General features: G+C 38.3%; 10 protein-coding genes and 2 pseudogenes. 3 read left to right on the forward strand and 9 right to left on the reverse strand.

Annotated elements, in window-relative coordinates; all coding sequences use genetic code 11:
* Positions 1-601 precede the first annotated feature (601 nt).
* On the reverse strand, positions 602-1,000 hold the full coding sequence (locus ACFWE9_RS21435) for a hypothetical protein (protein WP_230155509.1): 399 nt from the start codon (positions 998-1,000) through the stop codon (positions 602-604).
* A gap of 741 nt (positions 1,001-1,741) precedes the next feature.
* Between ACFWE9_RS21435 and ACFWE9_RS21440 the strand changes: the two genes are divergently transcribed.
* Complete coding sequence (locus ACFWE9_RS21440; RefSeq protein ID WP_230155508.1) at positions 1,742-2,230, forward strand: hypothetical protein; 489 nt, start codon at positions 1,742-1,744, stop codon at positions 2,228-2,230.
* 649 nt (positions 2,231-2,879) lie between these two features.
* On the opposite strand, the gene ACFWE9_RS21445 is transcribed toward ACFWE9_RS21440, so the two are convergent.
* The gene (locus ACFWE9_RS21445; protein WP_230155507.1) at positions 2,880-3,587 is read right to left on the reverse strand and encodes a DNA alkylation repair protein; all 708 of its coding nucleotides are present in this window, start codon (positions 3,585-3,587) and stop codon (positions 2,880-2,882) included.
* A 921-nt stretch (positions 3,588-4,508) separates the two neighbouring features.
* On the opposite strand from ACFWE9_RS21445, the gene ppsA reads away from it, so the two are divergent.
* Both ppsA and ACFWE9_RS21455 read left to right on the forward strand, forming a co-directional pair.
* Positions 4,509-7,124, forward strand: coding sequence for a phosphoenolpyruvate synthase (gene ppsA, locus ACFWE9_RS21450; RefSeq protein WP_230155505.1), 2,616 nt, complete (start codon positions 4,509-4,511; stop codon positions 7,122-7,124).
* Between the two features lie 190 nt (positions 7,125-7,314).
* Positions 7,315-7,430 (forward strand): annotated as a pseudogene (locus ACFWE9_RS21455) (ATP-dependent DNA ligase); the annotation flags it as partial.
* 209 nt (positions 7,431-7,639) lie between these two features.
* On the opposite strand, the gene ACFWE9_RS21460 reads toward ACFWE9_RS21455, so the two are convergent.
* The 7 genes and pseudogenes from ACFWE9_RS21460 to ACFWE9_RS21490 form a co-directional block, all read right to left on the reverse strand.
* Positions 7,640-7,948: an SRPBCC family protein gene (locus tag ACFWE9_RS21460; protein WP_290370512.1), complete on the reverse strand. Its 309-nt coding sequence runs from the start codon at positions 7,946-7,948 to the stop codon at positions 7,640-7,642.
* A 91-nt stretch (positions 7,949-8,039) separates the two neighbouring features.
* Positions 8,040-8,486: pseudogene (locus tag ACFWE9_RS21465) on the reverse strand (enoyl-CoA hydratase-related protein); the annotation flags it as partial.
* Between the two features lie 387 nt (positions 8,487-8,873).
* A complete protein-coding gene (locus ACFWE9_RS21470) occupies positions 8,874-9,887 on the reverse strand; it encodes an NADP-dependent oxidoreductase (RefSeq protein ID WP_230155501.1) in 1,014 nt (337 codons plus the stop codon).
* Positions 9,888-10,172: 285 nt separating this feature from the next.
* Positions 10,173-11,003, reverse strand: a complete 831-nt coding sequence (locus ACFWE9_RS21475; RefSeq protein ID WP_377358689.1) for an aldo/keto reductase — start codon at positions 11,001-11,003, stop codon at positions 10,173-10,175.
* Positions 11,004-11,552: 549 nt separating this feature from the next.
* Positions 11,553-12,395: an alpha/beta fold hydrolase gene (locus ACFWE9_RS21480; protein ID WP_230155497.1), complete on the reverse strand. Its 843-nt coding sequence runs from the start codon at positions 12,393-12,395 to the stop codon at positions 11,553-11,555.
* Between the two features lie 132 nt (positions 12,396-12,527).
* Positions 12,528-13,103, reverse strand: coding sequence for a TetR/AcrR family transcriptional regulator (locus tag ACFWE9_RS21485; RefSeq protein WP_377358691.1), 576 nt, complete (start codon positions 13,101-13,103; stop codon positions 12,528-12,530).
* 415 nt (positions 13,104-13,518) lie between these two features.
* Positions 13,519-14,580 carry an NAD(P)-dependent alcohol dehydrogenase gene (locus tag ACFWE9_RS21490; protein ID WP_230155493.1) on the reverse strand — a complete coding sequence of 354 codons (1,062 nt, stop codon included), beginning with the start codon at positions 14,578-14,580 and terminating at the stop codon, positions 13,519-13,521.
* Positions 14,581-14,702 lie beyond the last annotated feature (122 nt).

Raw genomic sequence — 14,702 nt, forward strand, 5'->3', positions numbered from 1 at the left:
GACGTTCCCCTTCTAACAATGATAATTATTATCAATTATTATTAAAATTTTTTAACCACTTACTGGTACGTCATCACCTTTAAATAAAATTTGGTAAATCGAAGCTTTTAGCAAAAAAGATAGGTATCGATTGTTTTTTTGCTTTATCTCTAAAAATTGATAAAGTATGATTAACAAAATTAGTTAACACGAGAATCATGTCAATGTTATTGGGCATTTCTTTTTTTCTTTTTTTCTTTACGTCCGCTAATATGGAACACCTCATCCAGCAGATGATAATTTTTTAGGAATCACTCCTAAATGATCTCCACCTACAACAAGTAATGAACATGGCTTATTTACCCACATCCTGCATGTAACAGTTTAAACTTCTTCAAGGTAATCAACATCATAACAGCTCACACCACTGCTAGGACATGACATATAACTGTTCACTTCTAACACCGGAAACATGTTTCTCTTGATATAGCAACACGAATCACATTGAAAAAATATTATAGATACTGCCCTTCCTTTTTATTGAACTATCCTTTTGAAAGAAGTCTCTTCTCGAACGATTTATTGTTTTTATTTTATATGTTCATGAAAATGCCCTATTTTCTTAAACAGCATGTACATCTCCAGAGTTCATTTTACTCTTTATTTTCTGTACGTTGCTCAGTTCATCGGCAAATAAAAGAAATGACTCCCTATCATGTGCATCGAGTGCTTCGTTTACTTTAAAGCTCAAATGGTTAATTTTTAGGTTCAAATCTAAAATGGAACAAATGGTACCCTTGGAATACAGTTCCTCAATATCTTCCACATGCATAAAAAACTGAAACTCGTTGTTGACAACTATTAAAGAGTGCCATCCTAGGCAATCAACGTACTTCCGTTCGTCTGTAATTGTCCAAACATCACCTTGACGAAACTCAATCATATGTTGGTGCTTTTGCCCCGGACAGCAGCAGCTTACTTGATGCTGAAATAATTCTAATATTATAAAATCTTTATTCATACGTGTTCCTCACTCACATTCAGTTTTTTTGAATTCTTCTTCAATCTTAACTCTTTGTCAGTCAAACTGTTTTTTGTCATAATAACCGTCTATTCTGTTAAAGTTGACTTATTTTTTAATTTTTCTTCCTGGTTTAAAACTGTTTATTCAATATTGTCGCCTTTTTAATTTCGAAATTCTTTTGATAGACATGCAATAGGAATTTGCAAGAGAATTAAATGAAATTGATAATCATTATCATTTAATATTTTATACGATAATGATTATCATTGTCAATCTGTTTTAGCTAATTTTTCATATTTTTGTATTGTTGCCTCGGAAAAAATAGATGCCTAGCGACTGCTACCAAGCGCCATCTTACGTATTATATAAGTCTTTCATATTCCACCCGTAAGTCCTACCCTGGCTTCTGATCTAATAGATTCTATTAAAAAAGAGGTCAACCAGTAATTTTGTTTACTGTTCGACCTTATAATACGAACGCATTTGTTAACTTAATAAGACCATCTTTACTTACTTTCTAAAATATCATTATTAGTATTCAATATTTCTCGGCTAAGTAATGATGCAGAGTTGCTTCTTCCTATAAATCCGTTAGGAATAGATTGTTCTAAGTTTCGTTTTTAAATTCCTGTAATAGATAGAATTCATGCTTGTACCTTACCTCCTCAATGCTATAATTTCTTTAATAGCCATAATAATAAACAAATACCTATTGTAAATCGTTAAGGGGAGATTTATTTGAAACACTTATCTTTAACTCAGAAAAAATGGTGGTTGACTGCACATATATTATTTTCTGCCATCTGGCTTGGCGTTACTGTAACTTTTTTAATACTAAGTATCAGTGTCCTAATGACTAAAGATATTGGGACAATAAAAGCGTATTATTTAAGTATGCTGCAACTGGAACAAACTGCAGGTAGAGTTTCGATTATTGGAACAGTTATTACTGGTTTTTTCCTTTCCATTCTAACAAAATGGGGATTACTTAAATTTTATTGGATTATTTTCAAGGAAATCATCACGTTGATTTGTATGGCATTGGGATTTTTATTTATTTATTTTTGGACTTTAAAAGGTTTAAATGACTATAAGTTTTTAAGTGATGCTTTCTTTGTTAACCACTATCAACTGATGACAGGAATTGCTTTACAAATAATTTTACTAACAACGCTTTTTATAATATCAGTGTTCAAGCCCTGGGGACAGAGAGTGCAGAAAAAATGAAATATCAACCAAAGGAGAATAAATAGAGGGTTTCTCTGATACAGATAATAGATTCGTAAAGCCAGGAGAGTATGAAAATCGACTTTGAAGATGGGAAAGGCCACATTGTAAACGGCAGTAGGCTTTCTGTTTTCGCTACAATACCAAACGGCAACAACTATGAATACAATCGAGTTCACAGAATAAATGTCAAAGTACTTCAACAAAAAGAAGCAACAGTTCGTATATCTGTTGCTTCTTTTTGTATGATTTGGCCCTACTGCCTTTATGTTATTTACATTCTTTTTTGTCTTTTGCAGTACTTCTTCTTCCAATGCATCAGCTTTAATTTCATGTGATGAGCAGTATTATTTAATAGTTGCATAAACCGCCTTGTCTTTCTATACGAGATATGGGCTTTATAATTTTGAAGGTAATAACCTTTTTTCACGATGGTTGAAACATAATTGCCCAAGTACAGTATCTTTAAAATCATCTTTCGAAAGTTGATTGGAACGTAGGGCACTCGCTTTCCGCGGGCGGTCTGCCCTCGGCGCCTTTGCGCCTGCGAGGTCTCCCTTGGACGCACATTCCTAAGCGGGAGTCTCGCACACCCGTTCCCCTCAACCCTGCATTAGAACAATTACACTTCAATTTTACGAGGCTAACGTTAACATCTTACATACTTGCGTTTAAAACCCAGCCGTCCTTTATCGACTGCTTTTTGAATGCTTTCATGAGCATTTAGAAAACTGCTTTTTTTCTTGTCCCGTTTGACCTCTACTGTTCCTATCGCCTTTGCGGTCTCGACTGCCTTTTCATGGAGCGGCACATATGATATCCCCACGGTGTTTAGAAAATTATTCATAGCGGATTTCGCTCGTTCTGGCGAATCGTGAATCGTATTTTTCACAATATCAAGCATATTGGAAATCTTGCGTTCTGAAAATTCAACGTCTAGTCGATTCCCTAAAAGCCAACAGTAGCAACTCCAGCCAGCTGACATTCTCAGCTCTTCACCGCTTGCGATCCATTTATCAGCAACTTCTTGTGCAATATCTGACTCTGATAAAGTTACGGCCACTACATAATCGGACAGCATATAAAAATATGCAGCATCCATCCAACGATCATAATCCGACTCAGTCATGGCTTTTGGATCTACAATAATGCCTGCAAAGTACATTGCATCGTAGTTCCCAGTGGAATAAAGCTCTTCAGCTAAACGGTGATTTATTTTTATTTTCTTTGCAATTGGTTTCATAGCGCCTGTAGCCACGCCAAAAAGCGGCTCATGCGCACCATTGGATATGTACATTTTTTTAGTTCGTTCCTTGCCAAGAGCTTCAAGCTCCTGCATAACCATTTCTAAATTCAACGTTTAGCACTTCCTTCTTTTTGAAGTTTTCCATCTAATATTTTACCCATCAAATATATCACCATTATCCTATAACAAACTACCATTTGTCAGCAAAACTACCATCAAAGCACATGAATGTTACGCAGTAGGAATCCACTTAATGCATGTTGTCACATTGTTTTCGAAATGGTGGTAAGAAGTGTTACTGTTGCTACAACGCTTAGAGACATGGGATTTCCCCTTTGTTCTTGTTCAACTATACTGCCCCTCTAGTTCCGTAAGATAAAAGGTTGCCGAAACAACCCTTTTTATGAAAGTAAACACTAGCTATACTGTGAACTAAATAAATATAGTGTGTATTTTTCATACTTTAAGGAAAGCCAATTAAATGGATTTAATACAACTGGACACAGCAATATTGAAAAAAATTGATAACTTCATTATGCAATCTGAACAATGGAAAACGAAATAAAAGATGTTTTTGTACAGAAATTTTTCAATGATACTAAATGCTTCGGGTTAGTGGCACTCATGCCGCCCGGGACCAAAGCCATCAATCTTCAAAGTTTAAAAAACTGCATGTAGGTATATATGGTAAATTCAAATGTAGATCATGAAGAATTGTGCTTACACTAACGAAGCAGGTAAGTTTAATAAGAGCTTGAAATCTCATATTAATATAAGGTGTTTTTTTGGAAAATTAACAGATAAATAGAAAAAGGTTTATTTAAATCCTATTCATTGTGGGCTAAAAGGTATATGAACTGCTTTCGAGAAGGTGAATCGGGGCATCAGCATACTTTATAGTAAGGACTAGCTATTTTTTTTGAACTCTTCCTAATTTAATTATAGCATTTAAAAAATGGTTAATATAGACTTTTTATTCTCATTTACTACTGCTAAAATCAATAGAACATTAATAGTTAGGGGAGATGTAGGATGAGTTCTGTGGTTCTCGATTTTCAGGAGATAGAAAAAACACAGCTTTTGCTCGTTGGCGGAAAAGGGTTAAATTTAGGGGAATTATCAAAAATTCAAGGAATACAAGTACCAGAAGGATTTTGTGTTACAACAGAGGCTTATCAAAAAGCCCTCGAACAAAACGAAGCCTTCTACGCATTGTTGGATCAACTAACACTGCTAAAAGTAGAGGATCGAGGTCAAATTGGTGAAATCAGCAGGAAGATTCGACAAATCATTATGGAGATAGAAATTCCTTCCGATGTTGTGAAAGCAGTTGCTCACTATCTCTCCCAGTTTGGCGATGAACATGCTTATGCAGTGCGTTCTAGTGCGACTGCTGAAGATTTACCACACGCCTCTTTTGCCGGTCAACAAGATACCTATTTAAATATCATCGGAAAAGAAGCCATCTTGCAGCAGATCAGCAAATGCTGGGCTTCCCTATTTACGGATCGAGCGGTCATATACCGAATACAAAATAGATTTGACCACAGACAAGTTTATATATCCGTTATCGTTCAAAGGATGGTTTTCCCACAGGCTTCAGGGGTTTTATTTACCGCTGATCCGATTACTTCTAACCGAAAACTGCTATCAATCGATGCCAGCTTTGGACTTGGGGAAGCACTGGTCTCTGGCTTGGTATCTCCCGATTGTTATAAAGTACAGGAAGAGGAAATCGTCGATAAGATGATAGCAACCAAAAAATTGGCTATCTATGCACTAAAAGAAGGCGGAACAGAGACTCAGCAGATCGATCCTGATCAGCAAAAGACTCAAACGCTTACTGAACAACAAATTTTACAGCTCGCACGCACAGGAAGACAGGTCGAAGCTTATTTTGGTTGCCCACAAGATATCGAATGGTGTTTGGTTGATGATACATTTTATATTGTCCAGAGTCGGCCAATCACTACTTTATACCCGATCCCTGAAGCAAATGATCAAGAAAATCACGTTTACGTATCTGTCGGTCATCAACAAATGATGACCGATCCCATGAAACCACTTGGAATGTCTTTATTCCAGTTAACATCTTTTGGACCCAGATTTAAAGCTGGTGGAAGGTTGTTTGTTGATGTCATACACAGGCTGTCTTCATCTGACAGCAGAAAAATGTTATTAGATGCCATGGGACAACATGATCCGCTCATGAAAGACGCACTTATGACCATAATAGAGCGAGAAGATTTCATAAAATATTTACCAAATGATAAGCAAGAACAGAGTTCCGGTAAAAGCAATAAAAGTGTGTCGTCTGCGGATTCTAGGGCACAAATCGAAAACGACCCGACAATCGTTTCTGATTTGATTAAGAGTAGTCAAACATCGATAGAAGAGTTAAAACAAAACATCCAAACGAAATTAGGATCGGATTTATTTGATTTTATTCTGGAAGATATCCAGATATTAAAGAAGATTTTATTTGACCCACAAAGTTCAGCTGTGTTTATGGCTGCTATAGATGCTTCATCATGGATCAATGAAAATATGAATGAGTGGTTAGGTGAAAAAAACGCAGCCGACACCCTTTCTCAATCTGTACCAAACAATATTACTTCGGAAATGGGTCTGGCGCTATTGGATATCGCGGATGTGATTCGTCCTTATCCAGAAGTAATTGATTATTTACAACATGTAAAAGATGATAACTTTTTGGATGAACTGGTTAAGTTTGATGGTGGACAGGAAGCCCAAGACGCTATCTATGATTATCTCCGCAAATTCGGAATGCGATGTACCGGAGAAATCGATATTACTAAAACTCGTTGGAGCGAAAAACCAACTACACTCATCCCTATGATTCTCAGTAATATCAAAAACTTTGAGCCTAATGCTAGCAATCGGAAATTTGAGCAAGGGCGACAGGAAGCTTTGAAAAAAGAACAAGAGTTATTAGATCGATTGAAGCAATTACCGGATGGTGAACAAAAAGCCAAAGAAACAAAACGAATGATCAGCCTAATCCGGAATTTCATCGGTTATCGGGAATATCCAAAATACGGCATGGTTAATCGCTACTTTGTTTATAAGCAGGCTTTACTGAAAGAAGCCGAACAACTTGTACAAGCCAAAGTCATTCGTGAAAAAGGAGATATATACTATCTCACTTTTGAAGAACTTGGCGAAGTCGTACGGACAAATAAACTGGATTACCAGATCATCAGCAAACGAAAAGACGAGTACAATTTATATGAAAAACTAACTCCCCCACGTGTTATAACGTCTGATGGTGAAATCATTGTAGGTGAGTACAAACGAGAAAATCTCCCAGCCGAAGCTATTGTAGGTCTACCTGTTTCTTCTGGAGTTATAGAAGGGCGAGCACGTGTCATCTTAAACATGGAAGATGCTAATCTAGAAGATGGAGATATATTAGTCACCGCCTTTACTGACCCTAGCTGGACACCATTGTTTGTATCCATAAAAGGCTTAGTCACCGAAGTTGGTGGACTGATGACCCATGGAGCAGTTATCGCACGTGAATATGGCTTACCAGCAGTTGTCGGAGTAGAAAATGCTACCAAACTGATAAAAGATGGGCAACGAATTCGAGTACATGGGACAGAAGGGTATATCGAAATATTGTAATTGCTGAATACGTCCAGATTTAATTAGTAGTACCGCTCCAGTGGTTACCAGAGCGGTTTGATACGAAAATTGTGCCACCTATAATAAACCGTAAAATATAACCCACTAATTTCTCACCTTACAGTGTGACAAGATGTTATATTGAAAGTCTTATCAATTTTGTGCAATATTATGGAGATAGCTTTAGCTTGATGGTATCAGATTAATACTTTCTATGTTTGATGATCGAATTAAATTATACACTCGTCACAACAATGAAATCAGTTCTAAATTCCCAGAATAGCTTCATTGGATATTCCGGATGGAGCAAATTATCAAGACTTACATTATAAATATCCTAAAAAATAAAGGATAATACATATTAGACATGTCTAATATGTATTATCCTTGTTTTTCCATTATAGCGCCCTTTATTGGAATAACATAAAATTACCCTCATTCTAATCACTTTTTTAGTTCAACTAAAGCACCCGTTCGTTTAAAATCATTAAAATAAATAATTACCAAGAACAATATCAGTTTTCTGAAATATTTGAGAGGTAATCAGCCAGTTGAACGAAGGTTACTGAAAAGCCCTCCTGAACCATTTCTTGCGTCTCCTCGTAAGTTTTCCTTTCCTCCTCAGTTGGGGATACAGGTGTCCCAATCATCGTAAGTATTGTTTTACCTTCATGCTCGGAGAATGTAAAAGTATTGAGGATTTCCAATGGCCAGTTGTCGTTAAAAGGAGCACGTAATATGTTACCCTTTTCATCAGAAAAGAAAGAGGTGTACACGAGTTTCACTGGAGCATTTACTTCATGATAAAAAAACTTGACCCACATACATTACTGTCAGGAAATGTCTGGATGTAATGTAAGAAACCCTCCTGGCGAAGCTCAAACATCTGCCCCGTTAGTTGCATAAAGAAATCTCTTATTTCCCTTGAAAATGCGGCTTTCTTTTTTCCAAAAATGCAGTTGTTCCTTCTTTCTTATCTTCTGATGAAAAGAGAACAGCCTGGGCTAATTTTTCAATCATTAATCCAGTTTTTAAATCAACATCAGATCCCAAATTTACAGCAATCTTAGCTAACTTAACTGCTAAAGGGCCTTTTGCAAGGATTTGAGAGGCTACTTCTCCTACCTTTACCTTAAGGTCTTCTGGACTTGTCACTTCCGATATGAGTCCAATACGAAACGCTTCATTTGCATCAATAATTTTCCCCATTAAAATCATTTCCAGCGCTTTTCCTTTGCCGACGATTCTAGCTAAACGCTGTGTGCCTCCAGCACCTGGAATAATTGATAAATTTAGTTCCGGAAGACCAATTTTTGCGTTTGTAGAAGCAATTCGAATGTCACAGGACATTGCTAATTCGCATCGAAAAAATGATCTGTTAGATGAACAGTCCGAAGAAAATTTGTCTTATCAAACAAACCTCCCTCAATATTGAAATCGAAATCTCTCGATTTCTCGTGTTTTCTTAGAGTTTCATAGTCATCTGATTTATCGGATTATCACCCAAATGGATTATACTATCTTAAAAGGATAAAAATGGAGGTTAAAAGAAAAAGACTCATAACCCGGTAATAAGAGAAATTATGATTGTACAAGTGGATGTCCACATATCTCATGGAGGTCAACACCCGCCACATTGTTTTGATTAACACTTGATGTTTGTTTATTCTTGGAATAGGCACATCGTTGATGCGAGCTTCTAGCTTTTTCGAATAACTTTGTATTTGGACTGCTCTCATCATGTTCCCCTTAAAAATTAATAATCACTTTCCCTTTTGGTCGTCCATTTGCAACTAGTTCTAGCGCTTCATTTACGTTGTCTATGGTAAATAGTGTTGGATGAATTGCTGGAACAATATTGTTTTCTTCAATGATTTTGGTAATATCTTTGAGTTGTGCGCCGTCAGAACGAACGAAGATAAAATGGTATTCCACATCGTGTTTCTTGGCTTTGTGGTCATACTTTGCGCCAGCAACAGAAAATAGCTTTTGTTTCCACAATGGAAAATTTCTGTCTTTTCCGAAACGTTTATTTGGTCCTGTACGGAGAGAGAGCAATCTTCCGCCCGGTTTGATGATACTCAATTCATTGTCAAATTCTTTAGGCCCCAGTGTATCAATCACGTAATCCACATTCGACAACAAGTCAACGTAGTTTTCTGTTGTATAATCCAAATATTTTTCTGCACCAATTTTCAAAGTGCGTTCGCGCGCTTCTGAGTTGCCACTAACAATGACATTTAGACCCATAGCCTTTGCGATTGGTACAGCCGTTTGACCAAAGCTACCTGATCCACCTGGAATGAAAACAGATTTACCAGACTGTGCCTCAAGTTCTTCATGTAGACCTTGATACGCTGTGAGTCCAGCCAATGCTGCAGCAGCGGCTTCCACGTAGGACAAGTTTTTTGGCATGGGTGCAATTGCGGCAGCGTCAATTGCAGCATATTCCGCAAAAGCGCCGATTTTTTCTAGTGGGAGACGTGTATAAATGGCGTCTCCTACGTGAAAGTCTGTCACATTTTTTCCTGCTTTTTCGATAACGCCTGTCAATTCATTACCAAGCGTTAATGGAAATTCATAATCTTGAATCAGTTTCACGCTACCTGTGCTAATCAACATTTCGAGCGGATTGACCGCGGCAGCTTTTACCTTTACCAAGACTTCGTTGTCATCTATTTCTGGAATTGGAATGCCATTGACTTGGGCATGGATATTTTTTGAGTACTTGGTGATCTGAGCTGCTTTCATGAGTGTTTTCATTTTTTCATCAGCATCCTTCCATCGAGTTCCATTTATTAGGTTTCATTACCAAGATATATCTTTGTTAAGCGTATAGGTTTAACGAAGAATTCTTCGTTTGTCTGCTTGTAACCAATCGGGAGTCCATCCTTTTTCCATCGCATCCAGGGTTACTCCTGGTGGAACAATCGTATCTATCGCATCGAGTAGATCGGTGCTTAATCGGATGCCACTACCTTTTAAAGTTTCCCGAAGTTGCTCGATCGTTCTAGCCCCAATAATCGCAGAAGTGATGGAAGGATGAGATTATGTGAATGCCATGGCAAGATGTGGTAAAGTTAATCCAGCTTCATCTGCAAGTATTTGTAGTTTGGCTATGACTTCAAACTTGGTGCGATTTTCTTCTCGAATAGGGTCAACAATAGATTTTAAGCGTCCAGAGAAGGTGGCTGCTCTTGAATTTGAGGAGACTACCTCACCTAAACGGTATTTTCCAGTTAATAAGCCGCCCGAAAGTGGGCTCCAAACTAAAACTCCCATTCCGTATTTTGCTGTGGCAGCAAGCAAGTCAAATTCGATACTTCGATTTAAGATGGAATACGGGGCCTGCTCAGAGACAAAACGTGCTATATTTTTGCGTTCGCTAGTCCATTGAGCCTCTGTTACTTGCCATGCTTGAAAATTGGATGTACCAATGTAACGAATCTTCCCTTCACTGACCAGATCCGTAAGTACACCAAGAGTCTCTTCAATATCGGTATCAAGGTCAGGCTGATGCAGATGATACAAATCGATATAATCGGTTTGCAGCCTTCTCAAACTGTCCTCTACAGCTCGCTTGATCCAAAATTTCGAATTTCCAGATTGATTTTGTCCACTGCCCATAGGAAGTCCACCCTTAGTGGCCAGAATGACATCCTGCCTGCGACCTTTTAGAATTTCACCTAAAATTTCTTCTGATTCACCACTTGAATAGACATCTGCAGTATCGATCAGGTTAATTCCTCCAGCCAAAGCTTCTTCCAGAATTAGTGCAGACTCTTTCTCAGTATTGTTCCCCCAAAAACCAAATGTACCAGTACCTAATACAAAACTGCTTACTTTAAGACCTGTACGACCTAATACACGATATTCCATGTTCACTCAATCCCTTCTTAGATTTATATATTTAGAATAATCATTCTAATTCAGATAAAAAACTTTTCCCGAATGATCGAAGAGGCCGGTTGCCGTCGCCTTGATTTTTTGCCATATAAGCTATACTTACACCTCTTGAGATTCTAATTCTTTCATCGTAGGATAATCCGTATATCCCTTGCTTCCGCATAAAGATCTTTGAGTAATCCAAGTCTGCTTTTTTTGGGATCTAAATAATAATAATTCATCGTTCCCTGACGATGTCCGTTAATGATTCGAGAGTATTTCAATACTTTTAGATGATGGGATACTGCAATTAAATCAATTACTACATTTTTAGCGGTTTGGGTAATCCTTAATTTTACAACCACATTCTTTATGGTAAATATTACTCTCTTTATCTCAAAAACAGGGAGACATGCTTCGGGAACAACTCAGGAATCTGGAACAAGTAGCTTTGCCCCAGCATCAGGATATATAATAAGTAGGTGCCCCTCGAAGGTGGCGCCTCAATGTACAGAGAGGATAAACTGACGATCTCGCCTGAGACTATACATCAAGAAACATCTTCACATGTGCAGCAAACAGTTCGGGGTATTGGAACAAGTGTCCATGCCCGGAGTCCGGGTAAATGATAAGCTGGGCGTTAGGCAGATGCTGGACCAGAATATAGCTGTTTTCGGTTGGAACCATTATGTCTTGAACTCCATTTGTCACAAGTACCGGTTGTGTAACCTTCTGCAACCAGTCGTATTTCTGCTCATGAACCCGGTCGCCCCATTGCGCGATTGCCTGTAATTGCGCGTCACGTACTTGAAGTGAACTTTCCACTTTTTTCTGAGTGAAGATTCGTTTTAGTGAAGATACTCCAGCCGCGCGACTCGTTTCTGTCGGACTATAAAATAGGAACAAGAAAGTCTCCAGGGCATCATTCGCATCTCTATCACCTTGAGTCATCGCTTCATGCACGTCTTTTCTAGCATCATTGACGCCAGATTGTGGAGCAGTCCCCGCCAAGACGATGCGTCGTACCAAATTTGGCTGCTGCAATACTAACTCCTGTGCAACAAATCCGCCAATTGAGAAGCCAAGGATATCGACTTGTTCTAAGCCAAGTGCTTTAATGAAGGTCGCTGCATCCTTTGCCATCTCAGATATAGTAGTCGGCGTTTCGCCACTGGTTTCACCGACACCGGTATTATCAAAAAGAATAATCGGTCGATTTTCAGCTAAAGCACCAATCATTTCAGGATCCCAGTTTTCCATTGTTCCGCGGAAGTGAATGAAAAAAATCAGTGGAATTCCTGTTTCTTTGCCGAACTTTCTGTAGGCAAACCGGATTCCTTCGGCTTCGATATAGCTTGATACTGTTGGAATTGTAAATGTAGACATCATTTTTCCCCTTTCGAACGATAAGTTCGGATAGTTTTGAAATATTTATTATTCGTTGCTGGTTCTCTTCTTGAATACGAATGCTGTATTTTTTTGAGAATGAACGTTCTCGAATTATCAAAAAAAGAAAGCCTAATCTATAACAGAAACTGTCATGTCGATAATACTTTCTAATTTTTTGTTATCATCGGTAGTCTTCACTAATACGCGTAACCCTAAAAGTGAATTATGGAGAAACTGGGAAAGGCTTTTAGGGTCATGCTGACTGGAAATTTCGCCAGATTGTTGGCCGTGCTGCAATAGCTCGTAAAACAGATTTTCTGTCTTGGAAAAACTCTCAACCACTTTTTCTGCTACTTCCTCGTCATGCATGGCCATTTCGACTGCCGTATTCACCATCAAGCATCCGATCAGTTGTTGTTCGTCCTGCTGGATGACTATCTCGAATATGCGTCTGATCGCTTGCTTGACCGAACCTATTGGCTGAATCTGCTTTTCGATTTTGGATTTCACCATCTCGCCATAGCGTTCCAATCCTCTCATGAACAAGGCATGCTTGTCTCCAAACGTGTCATACAAGCTCCTGCGATGGATTCCCATATGCTCCACCAAGTCCTGCATCGAGGTTTTCTCGTAGCCTTGTTTCCAAAAGAGCTCCATGGCTTTTCGCAAAACTTCATTTTCATCATACTCTCTGTTTCTAGCCATATTACCCCTCCTTTCTCAAATACAATACTTACTGGATTTTGAACCATAAAGGTTTAAATGCAGGAACTGGCTGTTCGTTACATGTTCTTAAAATACAACCAATTAAATTTAACAACAATCATTCCCATTGATACAAAAAAATTGGTTCAACCGTTTCTTACACAATCTATCCTATCATTTTGAGAACGTTCAGTAAAGAATTAAATCTTTACTTGTATATAGTACTGTTCTATAAATTCAAGACTCCCCCGTACTAAGGAAGATATCAAAAGTGAAAATACTCTATTCAATATTCCTTATAGACTAATCAAATAGCAAAAATCCCTTGTTTTGATCAAACTTTGTTCAAAACGAGGGATTTTTCTTTTATTTTTCATCAGATCCGGTTCAAGATGGTAGAAAGCATCTATGAGAGCTATAAAGTAGAGATGTCAATAACGAATCGATAACGCACATCACTACGAAGAATACGCTCATATGCTTCGTCTACTTGATCAGCACGGATTACTTCAATCATAGGGACAATACCATGTTCAGCAGCGAAATCGAGCATCTCTTGTGTTTCTCGAATTCCACCAACGAGTGAGCCTGCAATGCTACGGCGACCCATGATTAAGGAAAACACTTTGTACTGATCTGGCTCGGCTGGTGCACCGACATTTACAAGTGTTCCGTCTACTCGAAGCAAGGATAAATACTGATCAACGTTAAGATTTGCAGACACTGTGTTTAAGATGAGGTCAAAACGACCAACTAATTCAGTGAAGGTAGCCGGATCACTAGTTGCAAAGTAATCATCTGCACCAAAACCAAGGGCTTCCTCCTTCTTATTCATAGACCGACTTAAGACCGTTACTTCAGCACCCATGGCATGAGCAAATTGGATTGCTACGTGGCCAAGACCTCCCATTCCCACAATGGCAACCTTCTTACCTGGACCAGCGTTCCAGTGTTTCAAAGGAGAGAATGTGGTAATGCCTGCACATAATAGTGGGCTTGCCACATCCATATCCAGACCGTCTGGGATACGGATAACGAACCCTTCCGTTACAACTATTTTTTGGCTATATCCACCGTGTGTTGGATTACCATCGTAATCTAATCCATTATATGTGTTGATAACACCTTTCGTACAGTATTGCTCCTCACCACTGAGGCAGTATTCGCATTCTCCGCAGGAGTCAACAAAACAACCAACGCCAACGCGATCACCAATAGCAAATTTTGTAACGTCTGATCCTACTGCTACCACGAATCCGGCGATTTCGTGACCAGGAACCATTGGGAAGATTCCGCCACCCCATTCATCGAATGCACTGTGAATGTCGGAGTGACAAATACCGCTAAATTTAATATCTATTAAGACGTCGTCTGGTCGTAATTCTCTCCGCTCAATAGTGGTCTTTTCAAATGGTGCTTTTGCACTTGGGACACTTAAAACACGTGTCGTAGTCATGTTTTTATGATTATTGCACATAAGAGACAACACAATCCTTTCTTTTGTAAAAATAAAAAGTTCACTGAAGAAGTAACATCACATCAACTTATTTTTAATGTATGTCACAAGAATAGCTTAATCCTTAAAGTCGACTTTAAGGC

Origin of the sequence: Peribacillus sp. NPDC060253 (genome assembly GCF_042727425.1) — a bacterium.
GTDB lineage: Bacteria > Bacillota > Bacilli > Bacillales > DSM-1321 > Peribacillus.

Coding starts and splice junctions, on each gene's coding strand:
- ACFWE9_RS21435 (WP_230155509.1), bottom strand. CDS start 1,000: ATGAATAAAGATTTTATAATATTAGAATTATTTCAGCATCAAGTAAGC.
- ppsA (WP_230155505.1), top strand. CDS start 4,509: ATGAGTTCTGTGGTTCTCGATTTTCAGGAGATAGAAAAAACACAGCTT.
- ACFWE9_RS21460 (WP_290370512.1), bottom strand. CDS start 7,948: ATGTGGGTCAAGTTTTTTTATCATGAAGTAAATGCTCCAGTGAAACTC.
- ACFWE9_RS21470 (WP_230155501.1), bottom strand. CDS start 9,887: ATGAAAACACTCATGAAAGCAGCTCAGATCACCAAGTACTCAAAAAAT.
- ACFWE9_RS21475 (WP_377358689.1), bottom strand. CDS start 11,003: ATGGAATATCGTGTATTAGGTCGTACAGGTCTTAAAGTAAGCAGTTTT.
- ACFWE9_RS21480 (WP_230155497.1), bottom strand. CDS start 12,395: ATGTCTACATTTACAATTCCAACAGTATCAAGCTATATCGAAGCCGAA.
- ACFWE9_RS21485 (WP_377358691.1), bottom strand. CDS start 13,103: ATGGCTAGAAACAGAGAGTATGATGAAAATGAAGTTTTGCGAAAAGCC.
- ACFWE9_RS21490 (WP_230155493.1), bottom strand. CDS start 14,580: ATGTGCAATAATCATAAAAACATGACTACGACACGTGTTTTAAGTGTC.